A 20,484-nucleotide genomic window follows, 5' to 3' on the forward strand; every position below is an offset into this window, starting at 1 on the left:
TGAACAAATTTTTTATTCACCAAATTTTTGTTTGATTGTTTCTTTGATCAATGTTACAGCGTCGTTAGCAGCTGTTTTCGCATCTTTCTTACCACTTACAGCATCAAAGAGCATATTTTTCGCTGGATCCCAAACTGCAGACATTTGAGAGATGTTTGGCATTGGTTGAGCGTTCTTGAACTGTTTGATAACAGCTGTTGTCAACTCATCGTTTTTACCTTCAGCGTATGAACGAGCCTCAGTGTTAGCTGGGATTTCGTTAGTCTTATCGTATAATACTTTTTGTTGTTCAGTTGAAACAAGGAAGTCTACAAATTTTTGAGAAGCTTCAAGGTTCTTAGTGGCTTGAGGGATGACCCAAGCTTTACCACCACCAAATGCAGCATATTCTTTTCCGTTTGGAAGAGTTGGGATAGTCGCAACACCGTAGTTTACTTTAGCATCTTTGAAGGCTTGGGCTTTCCAAGGTCCGTCGATGATAGCAGCTGTTTTACCTTCTTGGAAATGAGTTTGGATTAAGTTGCCAGCACCTTCCGTATCTTGCATACCTTTAGGCCATTTTTCATACCAAGATTTAGCGTATTCTATACCTTTGATAGCGCCGTCGTTGGCAAGACCGATATCTTTAGCGTCCTTACCGTTTTGACCGAATACGTAAGCGCCGTTACCAGCAAGAAGTCCGTATGCATAGTAGAAGTTTGTCCAGTCAGCTAGGAAAGCAGAAGTTTTTCCATCTTCACCAGCGAAGGCATATTTGCTATCTTTAGCAAGGTTTTCTAAGTCAGCAAAAGTTTTTGGAGCTTCTTTTATCAAGTCTTTGTTGTAGTACATAACAAGTGACTCGATAACGGCAGGAGCACCGTAAACTTTACCATTAGCAGCTGTTACAAGAGATTTAGTTGTGTCGTCTGTTTTAGCACCATCGCTCAATTTCACTTCTGAAAGTTGTCCGTCAGAACCAAGGCTACCTACACGGTCGTATGGAGCCATCATAACATCAGGGACATTACCAGATTGGTTGTCAAGAGAAAGTTTATCAAGACCTCCTAGAGCATCACCAGTTTTAAGAGTGACTTTTACTCCAGTTTCTTTTTCATAAGCTTTAGCAACCTCTTCAATATAGCTCTTATATCCCTCGTCTACATATACAGTGAGTTCTTTCGCTTCAGATGAACCAGAATCAGCAGGCTTATCAGCAGTTTTGCTTCCGCAAGCTACCAAAAGCAAGCTAGCAAGTGTAACAGTTCCAAGCACAGCAGCGCTCTTCATGAATTTAGATGACATAGTGTATTCCTCCTAAAGAATAACAAATTTTATAATGAGGAAACGCAAACGTTTTCCTTTATGGGACTAGTATAGCACAATCGGAAAGCGGTTGCAAGTGTTTTTTGTAAAAATTTTTTAAAAAATTGTGAAAAAAGTAAACGCTTCATCGTCATATAATAGTAGAAAATCCCAAAAATCCGTTTTGTTTTAAATTTAAAAAAAGTTGAGAAAACGATTGCCTAATTTACAAATGGAAACCAGAGAGGATACTCGCTTTATTTTTGCTTAATGAGATAAGTGAAACCCTTATTCCTATTTTGTTTGTTTCCTGAAAGAATATATATACGAGTAAGAAGAAAAATTTTTTAAAAAATAATAAAAAAAGTTATCTAAAACCGCTTGCATTTATCAAGAAAATAAGCTATACTAGTAATAGCGCAAACGTTTGCGTTCATAAAAATGTAATATCTAACTATAAACACATGAGGTGCTTATTATGAAAAAACGTCAAAGTGGTGTGTTGATGCACATTTCTTCTCTTCCAGGGGCATACGGAATCGGATCATTTGGTAAAAGTGCTTACGACTTCGTTGATTTCTTGGTTCGCACAAAACAACGTTACTGGCAAATCCTTCCACTAGGAACAACTAGTTACGGAGATTCTCCTTACCAATCTTTCTCAGCCTTTGCAGGGAACACTCATTTTATCGATTTAGATATCTTGGTGGAACAAGGCTTGTTGCAAGCAAGTGACCTTGAAGGGGTTGACTTTGGTAGCGATGCATCTGAAGTTGACTATGCGAAAATCTACTATGCACGTCGTCCTCTTTTAGAAAAAGCGGTAAAACGTTTCTTGGAAGTAGGAGATGTTAAAGATTTTGAGAAATTTGCTCAAGACAACCAATCATGGCTTGAACTCTTTGCAGAGTATATGGCTATCAAAGAGCATTTTGACAATCTTGCTTGGACTGAATGGCCAGATGCAGATGCTCGTGCTCGTAAAGCTTCAGCACTTGAAAGCTACCGTGAGCAATTGGCAGACAAGTTGGTATACCACCGTGTGACTCAATACTTCTTCTTCCAACAATGGTTGAAATTGAAAGCTTACGCTAACGACAACCACATCGAAATCGTTGGAGACATGCCAATCTACGTAGCGGAAGATTCAAGCGATATGTGGGCAAATCCACATCTCTTCAAGACTGATGTCAATGGTAAGGCTACTTGCATCGCAGGATGCCCACCAGATGAATTTTCTGCAACTGGTCAGCTTTGGGGTAACCCAATCTATGACTGGGAAGCAATGGACAAAGACGGCTACAAATGGTGGATTGAACGCTTGCGTGAAAGCTTCAAAATCTACGACATCGTTCGTATTGACCACTTCCGTGGCTTCGAATCTTACTGGGAAATCCCTGCTGGTTCTGATACAGCAGCACCTGGTGAGTGGGTGAAAGGCCCTGGCTACAAGCTTTTTGCAGCCGTTAAGGAAGAACTTGGTGAGTTAAACATCATCGCAGAAGATCTTGGTTTCATGACAGACGAAGTTATCGAATTGCGTGAACGTACGGGCTTCCCAGGAATGAAGATTCTTCAATTTGCATTCAACCCAGAAGACGAAAGCATCGATAGCCCACACTTGGCACCTGCTAACTCAGTTATGTACACAGGAACACACGATAACAATACGGTCCTTGGTTGGTACCGTAACGAGATCGATGATGCGACTCGTGAATACATGGCTCGCTACACTAACCGTAAAGAATACGAAACAGTGCCACATGCTATGCTTCGTACAGTCTTTTCATCAGTTAGCTTCATGGCAATTGCAACTATGCAAGATTTGCTAGAATTGGATGAGGCAGCTCGTATGAACTTCCCATCTACTCTTGGTGGAAACTGGTCTTGGCGTATGACTGAAGATCAATTGACACCAGCTGTCGAGGAAGGCTTGCTTGACTTGACAACAATCTATCGCCGAATCAATGAAAATTTGGTGGAATTAAAGAAATAATACAATATCAGGAGACACCTTAAACATGTTATCACTACAAGAATTTGTACAAAATCGTTACAATAAAACCATTGCAGAATGTAGCAATGAAGAGCTTTATCTGGCTCTTCTTAACTACAGCAAGCTTGCAAGTAGTCAAAAGCCAGTTAACACTGGTAAGAAAAAAGTTTACTACATCTCAGCTGAGTTCTTGATTGGTAAACTTTTGTCAAACAACTTGATCAACCTTGGTCTTTACGACGATGTTAAAAAAGAACTTGCAGCTGCAGGTAAAGACTTGATCGAAGTTGAAGAAGTTGAATTGGAACCATCTCTTGGTAATGGTGGTTTGGGACGTTTGGCTGCCTGCTTTATCGACTCAATTGCTACTCTTGGTTTGAACGGTGACGGTGTTGGTCTTAACTACCACTACGGTCTTTTCCAACAAGTTCTTAAAAATAACCAACAAGAAACAATTCCAAACGCATGGCTGACAGAGCAAAACTGGTTGGTTCGCTCAAGCCGTAGCTACCAAGTGCCATTTGCTCACTTCACATTGACATCAACTCTTTACGATATCGATGTACCTGGTTACAAGACAGAAACTAAGAACCGCTTGCGTTTGTTTGACTTGGATTCAGTTGATTCTTCAATCATTAAAGACGGTATCAACTTTGACAAGACAGATATCGCTCGCAACTTGACTCTTTTCCTTTACCCAGATGATAGTGACCGTCAAGGTGAATTGCTCCGTATCTTCCAACAATACTTCATGGTTTCAAACGGTGCGCAATTGATCATCGACGAAGCAATCGAAAAAGGAAGCAACTTGCATGACCTTGCTGACTACGCAGTTGTCCAAATCAACGATACTCACCCATCAATGGTTATTCCTGAGTTGATCCGTCTTTTGACTGCTCGTGGTATCGAACTTGACGAAGCGATCTCAATTGTTCGTAGCATGACTGCCTACACTAACCACACAATCCTTGCTGAAGCCCTTGAAAAATGGCCTCTTGAATTCTTGCAAGAAGTGGTTCCTCACTTGGTACCAATCATCGAAGAATTGGATCGTCGCGTGAAAGCAGAATACAAAGATCCAGCTGTTCAAATTATCGATGAGAGCGGACGTGTTCACATGGCTCACATGGATATCCACTACGGATACAGTGTTAACGGAGTAGCGGCACTTCATACTGAAATCTTGAAGAACTCTGAGTTGAAAGCTTTCTACGACCTTTACCCAGAAAAATTCAACAACAAAACAAACGGTATCACTTTCCGTCGTTGGCTCATGCATGCTAACCCAAGACTATCTCACTACTTGGATGAGATTATTGGAGAAGGTTGGCACCATGAAGCAGATGAGCTTGAAAAACTCTTGTCTTATGAAGACAAAGCAGCTGTCAAAGAAAAATTGGAAAGCATCAAGGTTCACAACAAACGTAAATTGGCTCGTCACTTGAAAGAACACCAAGGTGTGGAAATCAATACAAACTCTATCTTTGATATCCAAATCAAACGTCTTCACGAGTACAAACGTCAACAAATGAACGCTTTGTACGTAATCCACAAATACCTTGATATCAAAGCTGGTAACATCCCTGCTCGCCCAATCACAATCTTCTTTGGTGGTAAAGCAGCTCCAGCCTACACAATTGCTCAAGACATCATCCACTTGATCCTTTGCATGTCAGAAGTTATTGCTAACGATCCAGCAGTAGCTCCACACTTGCAAGTAGTTATGGTTGAAAACTACAACGTTACTGCAGCAAGCTTCCTTATCCCAGCATGTGATATCTCAGAACAAATCTCACTTGCTTCTAAAGAAGCTTCAGGTACTGGTAACATGAAATTCATGTTGAACGGAGCTTTGACACTTGGTACTATGGACGGTGCTAACGTGGAAATCGCTGAGTTGGTTGGCGACGAAAACATCTACATCTTTGGTGAAGATTCAGAAACTGTTATCGACCTTTACGCAAAAGCAGCTTACAAATCAAGCGAATTCTACGCTCGTGAAGCTATCAAACCATTGGTTGACTTCATCGTTAGCGATGCAGTTCTTGCAGCTGGAAACAAAGAGCGCTTGGAACGTCTTTACAATGAATTGATCAACAAAGACTGGTTCATGACTCTTCTTGACTTGGAAGACTACATCAAGGTTAAAGAACAAATGTTGGCTGACTACGAAGACCGTGACGCATGGTTGGATAAAGTCATCGTTAACATTTCTAAAGCAGGATTCTTCTCATCTGACCGTACAATCGCTCAGTATAACGAAGATATCTGGCACTTGAACTAATACTCTTCGAAAATCAAATTCAAACCACGTCAGCGTTGCCTTGCCGTACTCAAGTACAGCCTGCGGCTAGCTTCCTAGTTTGCTCTTTGATTTTCATTGAGTATAAGATACAAGATTTATACTAATACACTTTCCTATAAAGCGAATTTCGATTGAAATTCGCTTTTTTTGAATGCTGTGGATTTGAGTCAATCTTGAATTAAAAAGAGAGAAATCATAGACACATTGAACGCTTAAAATGCTGGTTTTACAACCTTTAAGCCTCGAAATCTACTTAAAAATTACCTCAAATTTCTTGTGTTCGCTTACATAAAGTATTATAATATGATTATAGGAAAGAAGGTGTTCTTATGTGGAAAAAATATTTTTCAAAATATAAATGGACGGATTTATTTTGGATTCTATTTGTTATTTTAACATGCCTCTTGGCGGGTAATAGTAATCTTTACCCCCTTACCCATCAAGAAATCTCTTATCATGGGTGCTTATCGGGAATTACACTTGCCTTATTTCACTTGCTATTTATTGATAAGTTTTTTATTTCGAATCGAAAATAAATGGAGAAGCTAAAAGCTTTAAATGTTTTAGACTTTTGGGATAGATAGTTTAAAAATTGAAATTTAAAACCGCAGATCTTCTTGAAATGCGGTTTTTTGTGTCAATTATAGTACTCTCCCAACCAGAATCTCAGCCTCAATGGTAATCTCTGTCAGTTGGCTCCAGTCAATCTTGCTCTGGTCAATGTGAAAGAGGAGAGGAGTCATACTGAGTAGGGCTTGGAGCTGCTCTGCTGTGATAGTTTTAGTCAGAGAGGCAGTTTGACTAGATAGGATGGTAAAGTGTTCTCGGAAATGATTTTTGATATCTTGGTTGGAATAGTCCTTGTTTGTCAGCTGGTCTTGTACCTTCTGACGGATTTCCTTGAGGTGATTTTTAGTTGGAATAACCTTTATCAAGATACCGTCTTTGGATAAAACGCGACGAAATTCTCCATAGTTGGCAGGGGAAAAGATATCAAGCAGGATATCCATGCTAGCGTCTTTTATAGGAAGACGAGCCAAGTCACCAACGAACCAGTTGACTGCCCAGTTGGGTTCGCTCTTGGCAGCGATTTGGACGGAATCTTTGGAAATATCAAAGGCATAGAAGGTTTTGTCAGGATGCCTTTCTTGGAGTTTGCGAGAATAGAAACCTTCACCGCAACCGATATCTAAGACTGTGGTGCTAGTTTCTGAACTGGCTAGCAAGTCAGATACAGCCTCTAAGATAGCCTGATAAAAGCCGGCTTCTAGGATTTGTTGACGGTTTTGAAAATTTTCCTTGTCGTAGTTAGCAGATTGCTTGATTTGAGGTGCTAGATTGACATAGCCGAATTTCGCCAAGTCAAAAGAATGGCGATTGCTACATTTGAGACTACTCTCTAGCAGAGTCAGATTTTCTTGACAGATGGGACAGGCAAAGGCAGTCGCAGAAGCAAAACGCTGAAGTTTGGGTTTGAGATTTGTATTCATAGTTTAAGTGTATCAAAAGAGGCAAATGAAAGCAACTTTAGGAATAAGTAGATGGGAGATTCAGTAGAAATAAAACTAATACTCTTCGAAAATCAAATTCAAACCACGTCAACGTCGCCTTGCCGTACTCAAGTACAGCCTGCGGCTAGTTTCCTAGTTTGCTCTTTGATTTTCATTGAGTATAATTCTCCAATTTATGAAATGACATTGCTTTTATATCTAAATTGCTATATAATAATGATAAGGAGGAAATAAGTATGTTAAAAGAAGTATTAACCGTCGCAAAAGTTGCGAAAAAATCATCACTCTTTTTGGGTGGTGTCGCATTTGGTACCCTTGGTTTGAAAATCTTGGCAAGTAAGGAAGCTAAAAAAGGTTATTCTAAAGCTTTGGCTAAGGCTTATAAGTTAAAAGACGAGCTAGATGCATCTGTTTCTGTTGTGAAGCAACATGGAGACGATGTCTTGCAAGATGCCAAATATTTGTACGAGCAAGAGAAAAAAGAAGAGCAATTAGATAGCCTTATAGGGGAATAATATGTCTTTTAAAGTGCTACATAGAGGATACCAACATATCCGACTATCATCTTCTTTTTCACTCACCTTGGATATTCAAGACTATCTTCGTTCCTTGGCGAGAGATGAAAAGGGGATTGAGTCTATCCAGTTTTACATGGATCAACAGCACTTTACTCTACGCATAAAAGAAGGCTTTTCTGTATTAGATAATGCAGAAGCCTTTTTAAAAAGAATTGATAAAGGGAAAGTTTCTGAGTTGATGACTCTTCCCATTCGTAGAGAAGAGAGTGCTTATTCTATTGTTTCAGGTGCAGCGATTAAGCGTATACTTTTTCGTAGTTTTGTACCGTCTCCTATTCGCTATATATGGACTTGTTATCAGGCTTTTGGCTATATTAGAGAAGCCTATCAAACACTAGCGCGTAAGGAACTAACGATGGAGGTCTTGGACTGTTCGGCGATTTTATTGTCCTTGTTTATGAACCAATCCAAGACAGCTAGCAATATCATGTTTATGCTTGATTTGGGGAATCATTTAGATCAGTGGTCCTTGAAAAAAACTGCAACAGATTTAGAACAAAGCCTTCTTGCAAAAGAGAGCGATGTATTTCTAGTACAGGGGGATACGGTTGTTAGTATCAAGAGTTCCGATGTTCAAATAGGAGATGTCTTGGTCCTATCTCAAGGAAATGAAATTCTGTTTGATGGACAAGTAGTTTCAGGTTTAGGTATGGTCAACGAAAGTTCCTTGACAGGAGAGAGTTTTCCAGTTGAAAAAAGAGAGTCTGATTTGGTTTGTGCAAATACAGTATTGGAAACTGGAGAGTTACGCATTCGTGTAACCGATAATCAGATGAACAGCCGGATTTTACAGCTGATTGAGTTGATGAAGAAATCTGAAGAAAACAAGAAAACGAAACAACGCTATTTCATCAAGATGGCGGATAAGGTCGTCAAATATAATTTCTTGGGGGCTGGTCTGACTTACCTATTAACAGGTTCTTTTTCTAAGGCTATTTCTTTCCTATTGGTCGATTTCTCCTGCGCTTTGAAAATCTCTACTCCTGTAGCTTATTTGACAGCTATCAAGGAGGGGTTGAACCGTGAAATGGTGATTAAGGATGGGGATGTTCTGGAGAAATATCTGGAAGTTGATACTTTCTTGTTTGATAAGACGGGAACAATCACAACTAGCTATCCTATAGTTGAAAAGGTGTTACCTTTTGGGGACTATAGTGAGGAAGATATTCTCAGAATCAGTGCCTGTCTTGAGGAACACATTTATCATCCTATTGCTAATGCTATCGTCAAGCAAGCTGAGATAGAGGGAATTGAACATGAGGAAATGCATGGGAAACTCCAATATATCGCAAGCAAGGGGATCAAATCTCATATAGATGGGCAACCAGTTCTTATTGGGAATTATGTTTTGATGCAGGATGAGCAAATTCATATCAGTTCAGAACAAAATGCTTTAATTGAAGAGTACAAGAGTCACTATAATCTCTTATTCTTGGCTTATCAGAATGAATTGATTGGAATGTTCTGCATTCATACTCCTTTGAGAAAAGAAGCAAAAGCAGCCTTGGAGAAACTTAAGGCACAAGGGAAAAAATTGATTCTGGCAACAGGGGACACCCTGGTTAGAACAGAGGAATTAGTCAAAGATTTGCCCTTTGATCAGGTCCATACAGACTTGAAACCTGATGGGAAATTTGAGTTAGTAGAGGAACTGCAGAAAGCAGGTCACACTATTTTGATGGTTGGAGATGGCTTGAATGACTCAGCGGCTCTAACCCTATCAGATATCGGTGTGGTGATGAATGAGAGTGCAGATATTTCTAAGCAGATGAGTGATATCTTATTGTTAGATAATCGCTTGGATTTCTTCCAAGAGTTGGATTCGCTATCATCATCTTTGCAAACACTCATCAAGAAGAATATTCAAGATACCGTTGTCGTAAATAGTAGTTTGATTGGCTTTGGCTTGTTTAATTGGCTCAGTCCTTCAAATCTCTCTATCTTACATAATCTAACAACCTTGCGCATTGTACTGCGTAGTCTGTCTATTAAAAATAGATAGATGAGATTTATTAACAGCAAAAAGGAGTTACCTTTCTCGAGGATAACTCCTTTGTTTATAGATAAATGTTGAATAGTTTAGTAAGTCAAAACAAAGTATTTTTTCTTCCCACGACGGATAACAGTCAGTTCGTTCTCTAACTTATCTGCGTCACTCAAGACATAGTCAAGGTCTTGGATGCGGTCGCCGTTGACGTAGATAGCTCCGTTTTGGACGTCTTCACGGGCTTGGCGTTTTGAGTTAACCACACCAGATGAGACGAGCAGTTCCACAATATTGTGATTTTCATCTGCTTGAACTTGGTAGTTTGGCACTCCACGAAGTCCTTGTTTGAGCTCTTTAACAGAAAGATTTTTGATGTTTCCTGCAAAGAGTTGCTCAGTGATGTTAAGAGCTTCTTTGTAAGCTTCTTCTCCGTGAACAAGAGTAACGACTTCACGAGCCAAGACTTTTTGTGCCAAACGTTCGTGTGGAGCTGCTTCAAATTGTTTACGGATGTCTTCAATCTCATCGAGTGACAAGAAAGTAAAGATCTTCAAGAAGCGAACAGCGTCAGCGTCCATAACGTTCATCCAGAATTGGTACATTTCGTATGGAGAAGTCTTTTCAGGATTGAGCCAGACTGCGTTTCCTTCTGATTTACCAAATTTCTTACCAGTTGCATCGGTAATCAGTGGTACAGTGATAACGTGACCAGTCTTATCAGCTTTACGACGAAGCAATTCAGTACCAGCTGTCATATTTCCCCACTGGTCAGAACCACCGATTTGAAGCGTTACGTTGTGGTCTTGGTTAAGGACGAAGAAGTCGTAACCTTGCATGATTTGGTAAGCGAACTCAGTGTAAGAAATTCCTGTTTCAATCCGTTTTTTCACAGACTCCTTGCTCATCATGTAGTTGACAGTAAAGTATTTTCCGATATCACGGAGGAAATCAATGAAGCTGATGCTGCCAAACCAGTCGTAGTTGTTGACCATGACAGCCTTGTTTTCCCCATTTTCAAAGTCAAGAAAACGAGAAAGTTGTCCTTGGATAGACTTGACCCAGCCATCTACTGTGTCTTTTGTTTGGAGACTACGTTCAGCATCTTTGAAGGACGGATCTCCGATGAGACCTGTAGCACCGCCAACGAGCGCATAGGGTTTGTGACCTGCTAGCTGCAAGCGACGACTTGTCAAGATTGCGACAAGGTGGCCTAGGTGAAGGCTGTCAGCAGTTGGATCGTAGCCAGTATAATAAGAAACTTGACCTTCTTCTAGGGCTTTACGCAAAGCTTCTTCATCAGTCGTTTGAAAAATCAAACCACGCTCTTTTAGCTCATCAAAAATGTGCATGTGTCTTTTCTCCTTTTTAAAAATATTGTTTCTAACTATTGTATCACAAACTTGGGCAATAGCCTAGTAGAATAAGGAAGAAAGTGGCTATTTTATTGAAAGTTTACCTTTTATGGTATAATAGATAAAGTGAGGAAATCCATGCAAAATCAATTAAATGAATTAAAACGAAAAATGCTGGAATTTTTCCAGCTAGTAAAATCAAAAATAAATCATAAAAAATCAGAGAAAGTCTCAGAAGAGAAGAAGTCGGATGGGACAGGTGGGAAAGTTCTGGCTATCTTAGGTAGCATTTTAGCTGCTATCAAGGGAATTTTGAATACTCTCTTTATTCTAGGCTTTATCGGTGGACTTTTTGGTGCTGGTGTAGCTCTTGGTTATGGAGTTGCTTTGTTTGACAAGGCTAAGGTTCCCCAATCGGAGGACTTGGTCAAGCAGGTTAAAAATATTTCTTCTATCTCAGAAATTGTTTATGCAGATGGGAGTGTCATTGCTTCTATCGAGAGTGATTTACTGAGAACTTCTGTCTCATCTGAGGAAATATCGGACAATCTCAAAAAGGCTATCGTTGCAACTGAGGACGAACATTTTCTTGAACATAATGGGGTTGTGCCAAAAGCTGTGATTCGGGCGACTTTGGGAACCTTTGCAGGTTTGGGCTCATCTAGCGGGGGCTCGACCTTGACCCAACAGTTAATCAAACAACAAGTGGTTGGAGATGCTCCGACTTTGGCTCGTAAGGCTACAGAAATTGTTGATGCCCTTGCCTTGGAACGCAGCATGAGTAAGGATGAAATCTTGACTACTTATCTCAATGTTGCTCCCTTTGGTCGAAATCATAAAGGGCAGAATATTGCAGGTGCCCAGCAAGCTGCTGAAGGGATTTTCGGTATCGATGCCAACAAGCTGAGTATTCCCCAAGCTGCCTTCCTAGCAGGTTTGCCACAGAGTCCGATTACTTATTCCCCTTATGAAAATACTGGAGAGTTAAAGAGTGATGAAGACTTAGAACTTGGTTTGAAGCGGGCCAAGGATGTTCTCTACAACATGTACCGTACGGGTGCTCTGACTCAGGAAGAATACGACCAGTACAAGGATTATAATCTCAAGCAAGATTTCTTGCCATCAGGATCTATCAATGTTGTTTCGAGGGATTATCTCTACTTTACAGCTATGGCTGAAGCTACAGATCGCATGTATGATTACTTAGTTCAACAGGACAATGTCTCTAGCCAAGAGTTGAAAAACGAGTCGATTCAAAAGGCTTATCATGAGCGAGCTGAGCAGGAACTAAGTAATGGCGGCTATAAAATCACGACAACGATCAATAAAAAAATCCATAACGCCATGCAAAATGCAGTTGCTAACTACGGTCGTTTGGTAGATGATTCGACTGGGCAGCCTGAAGTAGGGAATGTTTTGATGGACAATAAAACGGGGGCTGTTCTAGGCTTTGTTGGTGGTCGTAATTACCAGACTAACCAAAACAATCACGCCTTCGACACCAAGCGTTCGCCAGCCTCTACAACCAAGCCTTTGTTGGCCTACGGTATTGCCATTGACCAAGGTTTGATGGGAAGCGCTAGTATCTTGTCCAATTATCCGACAAAATTCTCTAATGGAAATCCTATCATGTATGTAAATAGTCCAGGTACAGGCATGATGACCCTAGGTGAAGCCTTGAACTATTCGTGGAATATCCCAGCCTATTGGACCTATCGCATGCTTCGTGAGAAGGGTGTTGATGTCAAGGGTTACATGGAGAAAATGGGTTACGAGATTCCGGAGTACGGTATCGAAAGTCTGCCTATGGGCGGTGGTATTGAAGTCACAGTTGCCCAGCATACCAATGGTTATCAAACAATTGCTAATAACGGTGTTTATCATCAGAAACATGTGATTGCTAAGATTGAATCACCTGACGGTAGAGTAATCTATGAATTCCAAGACAAACCAGTTCAAGTGTACTCGAAGGCAACGGCAACAATTATGCAGAGTTTGCTTCGTGAGGTGATTTCATCTCGGATCACTTCAAGTTTCCAAACGGATTTGGCTTCTATCAATTCAAGCTTAGCTCGTGCAGACTGGATTGGTAAGACTGGTACAACTAATGAAGATGAAAATATGTGGCTCATGCTGTCAACACCAAGATTGACTCTAGGTGGTTGGCTAGGGCATGATGACAACCGCCCGATGGCTAAGGGGGCTGGGCATTATCGAAATGCCAAATATATGGCTTACTTGGTCAATGCTATCCAACAGGCTGAGCCTGGTGTTTGGGGCAATGAACGCTTTAATCTTGATTCTAGTGTGACCCAATCTCAGGTCCTCAAATCTACAGGGCAAAAGCCGGGCAAAGTATCCGTTAATGGAAAAACGGTGGATCTTTCAGGGGCTACTGTAACGAGTTATTGGGCTAATAAGGCGGGAGCTCCTACGACAAGCTATCACTTTGCTATTGGAGGAAGTGAAGCAGATTACCAAAATGCTTGGTCAAGTATTATTGGTAGTTTCTCATCTACACCAAGTTCAAGTAGTAGCTCAAGTAGTAGTTCTAGCAGTGCATCAAGTTCATCTTCAACACAATCAAATAGTAGAAGATAGGAAAGTGGTATTGATTGCCACTTTTTTCTTTTTTCCTTTCATGTTACAATAAAGGTATGAATCAGTATCAGAAAAAGATTGTTAAAGGAACTATTTATTCGCTTCTATCTGGCTTAATATGGGGAATCTGTGGGATTTTAGGAGAGTATTTCTTTACTCATTACCAGGTGTCTTCGGGCTGGATTACCTCTATGCGTTTGACACTGGCAGGGAGTCTTGTGCTCATTTGGTCTGCAGTGCAATTAAAATCGCAAGTGTTAGATATTTGGCGAGATAAGAAAAATTACCTACCCTTTTTAGCCTATGCTATTTTGGGGATTTTTTCAGTTCAGTATTTTTTCTACCTCTGCGTAGAATATTCTAATGCAGCGACAGCAACTATTTTACAGTTTATTAGCCCTGTCTTTATCCTCTTTTACAATCGCTTGGTTTATCAAAAACGAGCGTCAAAAAGTGCTATTCTTTATGTTTTGGTTGCCATGTTGGGTGTTTGCCTGATGGCGACAAAGGGAGATCTCTCTCAATTATCCATGACACCACTAGCACTTGTGACGGGTTTGCTGAGTGCCATGGGGGTCATGTTTAATGTTATCTTACCTCAACCTTTTGCTAAGCGTTATGGTTTTGTACCCACCGTTGGGTGGGGGATGATTTTGGCTGGTTTATTTAGCAATGTCCTCTCGCCGGTTTATCAGCTTTCCTTTACTCCTGATATTTGGAGTATCTTAATTTGTCTCATTATCGCTTTTTTTGGGACGGCTTTTGCTTTTTTTATTTCCATGAAGGCTGTTTCCTTGGTTTCTCCTTTGGTGGTTTCCGTTATCAGTGCCAGTGAACCTCTCTCTTCTGCCCTTTTGAGTGTTTTATTTTTAGGCTTGGTAGTGGATTGGTCCCTTCTTCTAGCTATGGCCTTGATTATTTTGCCCATGATTTTCCTATCGATAGAAGAAGCGAAAGAAAGTAAATAAAAAGTCTTTTCTTAATTCTAAAAGTGTGCTATACTAGAATAGTCAATAAAACACGGGGAGATAGTTGTGAAGAGTGTTTTTAGGTTGTATCGGTAGGGGCTTGCTTTTACCGACAGCACGTTTTATCTCACATCCCTAAAAATCATACCTAAAAACAAACAAAAAGGCTTCAAATTTGAGGCCTTTTTTGGTAGAATAGGTATCATTAAAATGAACTAGGAGGCGCCTATGACTGCTACAAAAATGAACGCACAAGAAATTATTCAATTTATCGCCAATGCTGAAAAGAAAACCAGTGTGAAAGTAACCTTTGAGGGACAACTCGCAACTGCTGTACCTAGCTCTGTTGTTAAACTAGGAAATGTTCTATTCGGAGACTGGAAAGATGTGGCTCCGCTTCTCGATGGTTTGGTAGAAAATCAAGACTATGTTGTTGAGCAAGATGCTCGTAATTCCGCAGTTCCTTTGCTAGACAAACGTACTATCAATGCTCGTATTGAGCCGGGTGCCATTATCCGTGACCAGGTTGAAATTGGTGACAATGCTGTTATCATGATGGGAGCAGTCATCAATATCGGTGCTGAAATCGGTGCAGGGACCATGATTGATATGGGTGCTATCCTTGGTGGCCGTGCTATCGTTGGGAAAAACAGCCACGTTGGTGCAGGTGCAGTTTTGGCAGGTGTGATTGAGCCAGCTAGCGCTGAACCAGTCCGTGTTGGAGACAATGTTCTTATCGGCGCTAATGCAGTGGTCATCGAAGGAGTTCAAATCGGTAGTGGTTCAGTTGTCGCAGCAGGAGCTATTGTTACCCAAGATGTCCCAGAAAACGTGGTAGTAGCAGGTGTTCCAGCTCGTATTATCAAAGAAATTGATGCTCAAACCCAACAAAAAACAGCGCTAGAGGATGCGCTTCGTACCTTGTAATTGTAAAAGAAAAATAGAGGCGGAACCCTTTTTCCAGCCTCTTTCTGCTATATAGGAGGATAGATAGATGTTAGATTTGATTCAGACTAGACGAGATTTGCACCAGATTCCAGAGATTGGCTTGGAGGAGTTCAAGACTCATGCTTATTTGCTAGATGTGATTGAGAAATTGACTGCGGGCAAGAATTTTGTTCAAGTTCGTACTTGGCGGACAGGGATTTTGGTTTATTTGCAGGGAAGTCAGCCAGAGCGTACCATTGGTTGGCGAACAGATATTGATGGCCTGCCTATCGTCGAACAAACAGGCCTTTCTTTCGCTTCTCAGCACCAAGGTCGTATGCATGCTTGTGGACATGATTTCCACATGACCATTGCCTTGGGCTGTCTTGAGCGCGCCCTTGAGGAGCAACCAAAGAACAATCTGCTCTTTCTGTTTCAACCTGCTGAAGAAAATGAAGCTGGTGGCATGCTCATGTATGAGGATGACGCTTTTGGAGACTGGTTGCCAGACCAGTTTTATGGACTTCATGTTCGGCCAGATTTGAAGGTTGGACAGATTGCGACCAATACTCATACACTCTTTGCTGGGACTTGCGAGGTGAAGATTCGTTTCAAAGGCAAAGGAGGACATGCAGCCTTTCCACATGAAGCTAATGACGCCTTGGTGGCGGCTAGTTACTTTGTGACCCAAGTGCAGTCAGTTGTCAGCCGCAATGTCAACCCAATCGAGGGAGCAGTGGTGACCTTTGGTCTTTTCCAAGCCGGAACAACAAACAATGTCATCACAGACACAGCCTTTTTACATGGAACTATTCGGGCTTTGACACAGGATATGAGTCTCTTGGTGCAAAAGCGGGTCAAAACAGTTGCAGAAGGGGTTGCAGCTGCCTTCAATATGGAAGTCGAAGTGGAACTCAAACAAGGTGGTTACCTGCCTGTTGAGAACCATCCAGCCTTGGCGCGTGAACTGATGGATTTCTTTGAGGAAAAAGAAGGAATTGAGTTGATTGATATCGAACCTGCTATGACAGGTGAAGACTTTGGTTATCTCCTTTCAAAAGTTGATGGCGTTATGTTCTGGCTAGGTATTGATAGTCCCTATGCCCTTCATCACCCTCAGATGAGTCCTAAGGAAGAAGCATTAGCTATTGGAGTGGATGCGGTCTCTAGTTTCCTGAAAAAGAAGGCAGCAGAGTAGAGGGGTTGTCTATGAAATCGGAATTACGGAAGCAAGTCTTGCAAGAAATGAAGGCTAACCCTCGAGAGCAAAAACAGTTTATAGACCAAGCTTTAACTGAGCGACTTTTACAACACCCCTTTTACCAAGAAGCTAAGATCATCGCAACCTATCTCTCTTTTCCGCACGAATTTCAAACGCAGGAACTGATTGAGCAGGCGCAGAAGGATGGCAAGAAGGTTCTGATACCCAAAACCTATCCCAAGGGGCGCATGGAGTTTGTAGTATATCGTCCGCAACAACTGGTCAAAACTTCCTTTGGATTACTGGAACCACAGGGAGATTTGGAAGTGGTGGATGCCTCTCAGATTGATTTGATTCATGTTCCTGGTCTGGTTTTTACGACGGAAGGATATCGGATTGGATACGGTGGAGGCTATTATGACCGCTATCTGGAACATTCTTCTGGTCATACTTTGAGTACGGTTTATCCTTGTCAAATTCAGGACTTTATCCCTGAAAAGCATGATATTCCTGTTCAGGAGGTACTGATTGATGAAAGAAATCTTTGATAGGCGTTACCCTGTGACGAGTTTCTTCCTCTTAGTGACGGCCTTGGTGTTTCTACTAATGTTGGTGACTACAGGTGGAAACTTTGACAGGGCGGATACCTTATTTCGATTTGGAGCCATGTATGGGCCTGCTATTCGGCTCTTTCCCGAGCAGATTTGGCGTCTCTTTTCTGCCATTTTTGTTCATATTGGTTGGGAGCATTTCATTGTTAATATGTTTTCCCTTTATTATCTTGGTAGACAAGTAGAGGAAATTTTCGGATCCAAGAAGTTTTTCTTTCTCTATCTCTTATCTGGAATGATGGGCAATCTCTTTGTTTTTGTATTTAGTCCAAAATCCTTAGCAGCAGGAGCTTCTACTTCTCTCTATGGGCTATTTGCCGCGATTATCATTCTTCGCTATGCTACGCGTAATCCTTATATCCAGCAGTTGGGGCAATCCTATCTGACACTTTTTGTGGTTAATATTATTGGAAGTGTTCTGATTCCAGGAATCAGCCTAGCAGGCCATATCGGGGGAGCAGTTGGTGGAGCATTTCTAGCAATTATCTTTCCAGTTCGAGGAGAAAGACGGATGTATAGTACCAGCCAGAGGTTAGGAGCGGTAGTCTTGTTTGTAGGACTTGCAGTCTTACTTCTCTACAAGGGAATGGGGTTGTGAAGGTTTATAAGAATAGTTATGTAATAAAAAAGATAAGGCATTTTTGAACCTTATCTTTTTTTGTTATTCCTTCTCAGCCAATTCTTTTCCCAGTTGGATGAGGTAATCTTTCAAGTCATCTTTGACTTGTGGGTGCTTGAGGGCGTAGTCAATAGATGTTTTCATAAAACCAAACTTATCCCCAACGTCGTAACGAGCTCCTGTAAATTCACGGGCGAAAACACGTTGTGTTTTATTAAGTGTATCAATAGCATCGGTAAGCTGGATTTCATTTCCAGCGCCAGGAGCTTGATTTTCGAGGATCTCAAAAATTTCTGGTGTGAGCAGATAACGACCGATAATAGCTAGATCACTTGGAGCCTCCTCTGGAGCTGGTTTTTCAACAAAAGTTTCGACACTGTAGAGACCATTAATCCCTTCACCCTGAGGAGCGATAACTCCATATGCTGAAACTTCTTCATGAGGGACAGGCATAACAGCAATTGTTGATGCGTGAGTCGTCTCGTAATCGTTCATCAATTGTTTTGTCAAAGGGACAGCGTGGTCATCTGTGATATCCATTAGGTCGTCACCCAGCATGACAACGAAGGGCTCATTCCCTACAAAAGCTTTTGCTTGTAAGACAGCATCGCCAAGACCACGAGGATGGCTTTGACGGATAAAGTGAAGGCGAATGCCAGTTGTTTCGTCTACCAATTTTAGTAAGTCATGTTTGCCTTTTTCTTTGAGGTTGTACTCAAGCTCAAAGTTTGAGTCAAAGTGGTCTTCAATAGAACGTTTTGATTTACCAGTGACAACCAGAATATCTTCAATACCTGATTTAAGAGCTTCTTCTACGATAAATTGGATAGTTGGTTTATCTACAATTGGCAACATTTCTTTAGCAAGTGCTTTGGTTGCTGGTAAAAATCGAGTCCCGAGTCCAGCGGCAGGGATGACTGCCTTTCTAACTTTTGATGTCATAAGAATCCTTTCTTTAGAGGGTTAAGACCACTCATTTTCTGCTTTAAATTCATTGTTCATGATGTCATAAATGGCATCTTTAATATTGGTTCCGTGGTAAATAACTTGGTAAATGGCTTGTGTAATTGGCATATAGACTCCAAGTTCTTGCGCTAGTTCATAGGCTGCTCGAGTTGTTGAAATTCCTTCAATCACCATGCCCATATTGGCTTCAATATCAGCTAGAGATTCTCCACGACCAAGAGCATCTCCAGCTCTCCAGTTACGAGAGTGGATGGAGGTTCCCGTTACGATCAAATCTCCCACACCAGATAAGCCGCTATAGGTCAATGGATTGGCACCGAGTGCTACCCCTAGGCGGGTAATTTCTGCCAAGCCTCGAGCGATGATGGCTGCCTTAGCGTTGTCACCAAATCCTAAACCATGTAAGGCTCCAGCACCGACAGCGATAATGTTTTTAAGAGCACCAGCGGTTTCGACCCCGATAACATCCGTATTGGTATAAAGTCGGAAGTAGTGATTACTAAAGAGTTCTTGAACGTATTGAGCTGTTTGTAAATTCTTAGAAGCAGCAGTGATTAAAGTCAGGTCACGTACAATGGTTTCTTCCGCATGACTAGGTCCTGAAACAACGACAATATCACTGCGGAGATGTTCAGGAATTTCTTCTTCAAGGATGGTTGATAATCGTTTATGGCTATCGGGTTCTAATCCCTTTGAAGCGTGCATGATGATAGCCTTATGGTCTAGGGTTTGTGCAACTTGTTGTGCAACAAGTCGTGTCACTTTTGTTGGGACAACAAACAAAATCGCATCTACATCTCTCAGTGCCTCTGATAAGTCGGTGTAGGCAATGATATTTTCATCTAGAACGACATCTTTAAAGTAGTGTTTATTAGTATGGTGTGTATTAATTTCATTGATTTGCTCGGGAATGTTTCCCCAAATACGTACCTCGTGTCCATTGTCATTTAAGACTTGTGAAAGGGCAGTTCCCCAAGAACCAGGCCCCAAGACGGCGACGGTTTGTTTTTCCATGTTTTCCTCCTTGATAGAGTCCTTTCTCTTATTCTATCATATTCTGGAGGATTTTGCACTTGCATTGCTGGGGGAGTGGTTGCTTTGTTACTTGAAAAATATATAAAAACCGAGCCTAAGTATTAAACTCTTAGACTCGGTTTTTATATTCCTTAAAGAATAACTCGGTTTATTTCAATTGATCTGTAATGTCTTTTGATAGCAACATTCCCAGATGATAAGTTTTATTGATGTAAGCAATGACATCATTGATATTTTCAGTCGTGTGAATTTTCTCTTTGATATCAGTCCTAAATGTTTCATCCTTCAAAAGTTGTTCTTGGTAGAGTTTTTGCAGTCTCTCCTTCTCGTACTTATTGAGCAGAAAAAGGAACACCAAGCTAATTACAACGAGGATATAAGCATATTGGCTCATAGAATATCTCCCTGTATGATAAAGAAGTAGTAGTGAGTAGATTGAATTAGTGAAGCGCCTAACCAAATCCCTGATAGGGTTTGACATTCGTTGCTTAGATTGCCTTGCATTCTAGTGACTTGAAGATTGCCACCAGCCACTAAGCCAAT

The 20,484-nt window shown here is 41.1% G+C and carries 17 protein-coding genes; 11 read left to right on the forward strand and 6 right to left on the reverse strand.

All coding sequences use genetic code 11. The features are described from left to right. Positions 1 to 12: 12 nt before the first annotated feature. The gene (locus SM12261_RS00640; RefSeq protein WP_000095474.1) at positions 13 to 1,284 is read right to left on the reverse strand and encodes a maltodextrin ABC transporter substrate-binding protein; all 1,272 of its coding nucleotides are present in this window, start codon (positions 1,282 to 1,284) and stop codon (positions 13 to 15) included. A gap of 478 nt (positions 1,285 to 1,762) precedes the next feature. On the opposite strand from SM12261_RS00640, the gene malQ reads away from it, so the two are divergent. The 3 genes from malQ (at position 1,763) to SM12261_RS09580 (ending at position 6,121) form a co-directional block, all read left to right on the forward strand. Then, positions 1,763 to 3,280, forward strand: coding sequence for a 4-alpha-glucanotransferase (malQ, locus tag SM12261_RS00645; RefSeq protein ID WP_000747274.1), 1,518 nt, complete (start codon positions 1,763 to 1,765; stop codon positions 3,278 to 3,280). A 25-nt stretch (positions 3,281 to 3,305) separates the two neighbouring features. Further along, on the forward strand, positions 3,306 to 5,564 hold the full coding sequence (gene glgP / locus SM12261_RS00650) for a glycogen/starch/alpha-glucan family phosphorylase (RefSeq protein WP_000950173.1): 2,259 nt from the start codon (positions 3,306 to 3,308) through the stop codon (positions 5,562 to 5,564). A 350-nt stretch (positions 5,565 to 5,914) separates the two neighbouring features. Continuing rightward, positions 5,915 to 6,121: a hypothetical protein gene (locus SM12261_RS09580; RefSeq protein ID WP_000265676.1), complete on the forward strand. Its 207-nt coding sequence runs from the start codon at positions 5,915 to 5,917 to the stop codon at positions 6,119 to 6,121. Positions 6,122 to 6,226: 105 nt separating this feature from the next. On the opposite strand, the gene SM12261_RS00665 is transcribed toward SM12261_RS09580, so the two are convergent. Continuing rightward, complete coding sequence (locus tag SM12261_RS00665; protein ID WP_001095505.1) at positions 6,227 to 7,075, reverse strand: putative RNA methyltransferase; 849 nt, start codon at positions 7,073 to 7,075, stop codon at positions 6,227 to 6,229. A 257-nt stretch (positions 7,076 to 7,332) separates the two neighbouring features. On the opposite strand from SM12261_RS00665, the gene SM12261_RS00675 reads away from it, so the two are divergent. Further along, complete coding sequence (locus SM12261_RS00675; RefSeq protein ID WP_000910909.1) at positions 7,333 to 7,611, forward strand: DUF6110 family protein; 279 nt, start codon at positions 7,333 to 7,335, stop codon at positions 7,609 to 7,611. 1 nt (position 7,612) lies between these two features. Continuing rightward, a complete protein-coding gene (locus tag SM12261_RS00680) occupies positions 7,613 to 9,676 on the forward strand; it encodes a heavy metal translocating P-type ATPase (protein WP_000008767.1) in 2,064 nt (687 codons plus the stop codon). A gap of 77 nt (positions 9,677 to 9,753) precedes the next feature. Here SM12261_RS00680 and tyrS read toward each other — a convergent pair whose 3' ends face one another. After that, positions 9,754 to 11,010 (reverse strand): tyrosine--tRNA ligase, encoded by a 1,257-nt coding sequence (gene tyrS / locus SM12261_RS00685; protein WP_000546884.1) that lies wholly within the window; start codon positions 11,008 to 11,010, stop codon positions 9,754 to 9,756. 141 nt (positions 11,011 to 11,151) lie between these two features. Here tyrS and pbp1b point away from each other — a divergent pair, with 141 nt between their 5' ends. From pbp1b to SM12261_RS00715, 6 genes are all read left to right on the forward strand, one after another. Then, positions 11,152 to 13,614, forward strand: a complete 2,463-nt coding sequence (pbp1b, locus tag SM12261_RS00690) for a penicillin-binding protein PBP1B (RefSeq protein ID WP_001180942.1) — start codon at positions 11,152 to 11,154, stop codon at positions 13,612 to 13,614. 56 nt (positions 13,615 to 13,670) lie between these two features. Next, a complete protein-coding gene (locus tag SM12261_RS00695; RefSeq protein WP_025169746.1) occupies positions 13,671 to 14,582 on the forward strand; it encodes a DMT family transporter in 912 nt (303 codons plus the stop codon). Between the two features lie 228 nt (positions 14,583 to 14,810). Next, positions 14,811 to 15,509 carry a 2,3,4,5-tetrahydropyridine-2,6-dicarboxylate N-acetyltransferase gene (gene dapD, locus SM12261_RS00700; protein WP_000127463.1) on the forward strand — a complete coding sequence of 233 codons (699 nt, stop codon included), beginning with the start codon at positions 14,811 to 14,813 and terminating at the stop codon, positions 15,507 to 15,509. A gap of 67 nt (positions 15,510 to 15,576) precedes the next feature. Further along, entirely contained in the window at positions 15,577 to 16,707 is a 1,131-nt protein-coding gene (locus tag SM12261_RS00705) for an N-acetyldiaminopimelate deacetylase (RefSeq protein WP_000885084.1), read from the forward strand. Between the two features lie 11 nt (positions 16,708 to 16,718). Beyond that, positions 16,719 to 17,258 (forward strand): 5-formyltetrahydrofolate cyclo-ligase, encoded by a 540-nt coding sequence (locus SM12261_RS00710; RefSeq protein WP_000834339.1) that lies wholly within the window; start codon positions 16,719 to 16,721, stop codon positions 17,256 to 17,258. Then, the gene (locus tag SM12261_RS00715; RefSeq protein WP_000658500.1) at positions 17,242 to 17,919 is read left to right on the forward strand and encodes a rhomboid family intramembrane serine protease; all 678 of its coding nucleotides are present in this window, start codon (positions 17,242 to 17,244) and stop codon (positions 17,917 to 17,919) included. The genes SM12261_RS00710 and SM12261_RS00715 overlap by 17 nt, the downstream gene beginning before the upstream one ends. A 63-nt stretch (positions 17,920 to 17,982) precedes the next feature. Here the strand turns inward: SM12261_RS00715 and galU are convergent, their stop codons facing one another. From galU to SM12261_RS00730, 3 genes are all read right to left on the reverse strand, one after another. Next, positions 17,983 to 18,882 (reverse strand): UTP--glucose-1-phosphate uridylyltransferase GalU, encoded by a 900-nt coding sequence (gene galU, locus SM12261_RS00720; protein ID WP_000202214.1) that lies wholly within the window; start codon positions 18,880 to 18,882, stop codon positions 17,983 to 17,985. A gap of 21 nt (positions 18,883 to 18,903) precedes the next feature. Then, positions 18,904 to 19,920: an NAD(P)H-dependent glycerol-3-phosphate dehydrogenase gene (locus SM12261_RS00725; protein ID WP_000415098.1), complete on the reverse strand. Its 1,017-nt coding sequence runs from the start codon at positions 19,918 to 19,920 to the stop codon at positions 18,904 to 18,906. Between the two features lie 169 nt (positions 19,921 to 20,089). Beyond that, positions 20,090 to 20,335, reverse strand: a complete 246-nt coding sequence (locus tag SM12261_RS00730; RefSeq protein WP_000084858.1) for a hypothetical protein — start codon at positions 20,333 to 20,335, stop codon at positions 20,090 to 20,092. Between the last annotated feature and the right edge of the window lie 149 nt (positions 20,336 to 20,484).

The sequence above is a fragment of the Streptococcus mitis NCTC 12261 genome, from assembly GCF_000148585.2.
Lineage (GTDB): Bacteria > Bacillota > Bacilli > Lactobacillales > Streptococcaceae > Streptococcus > Streptococcus mitis.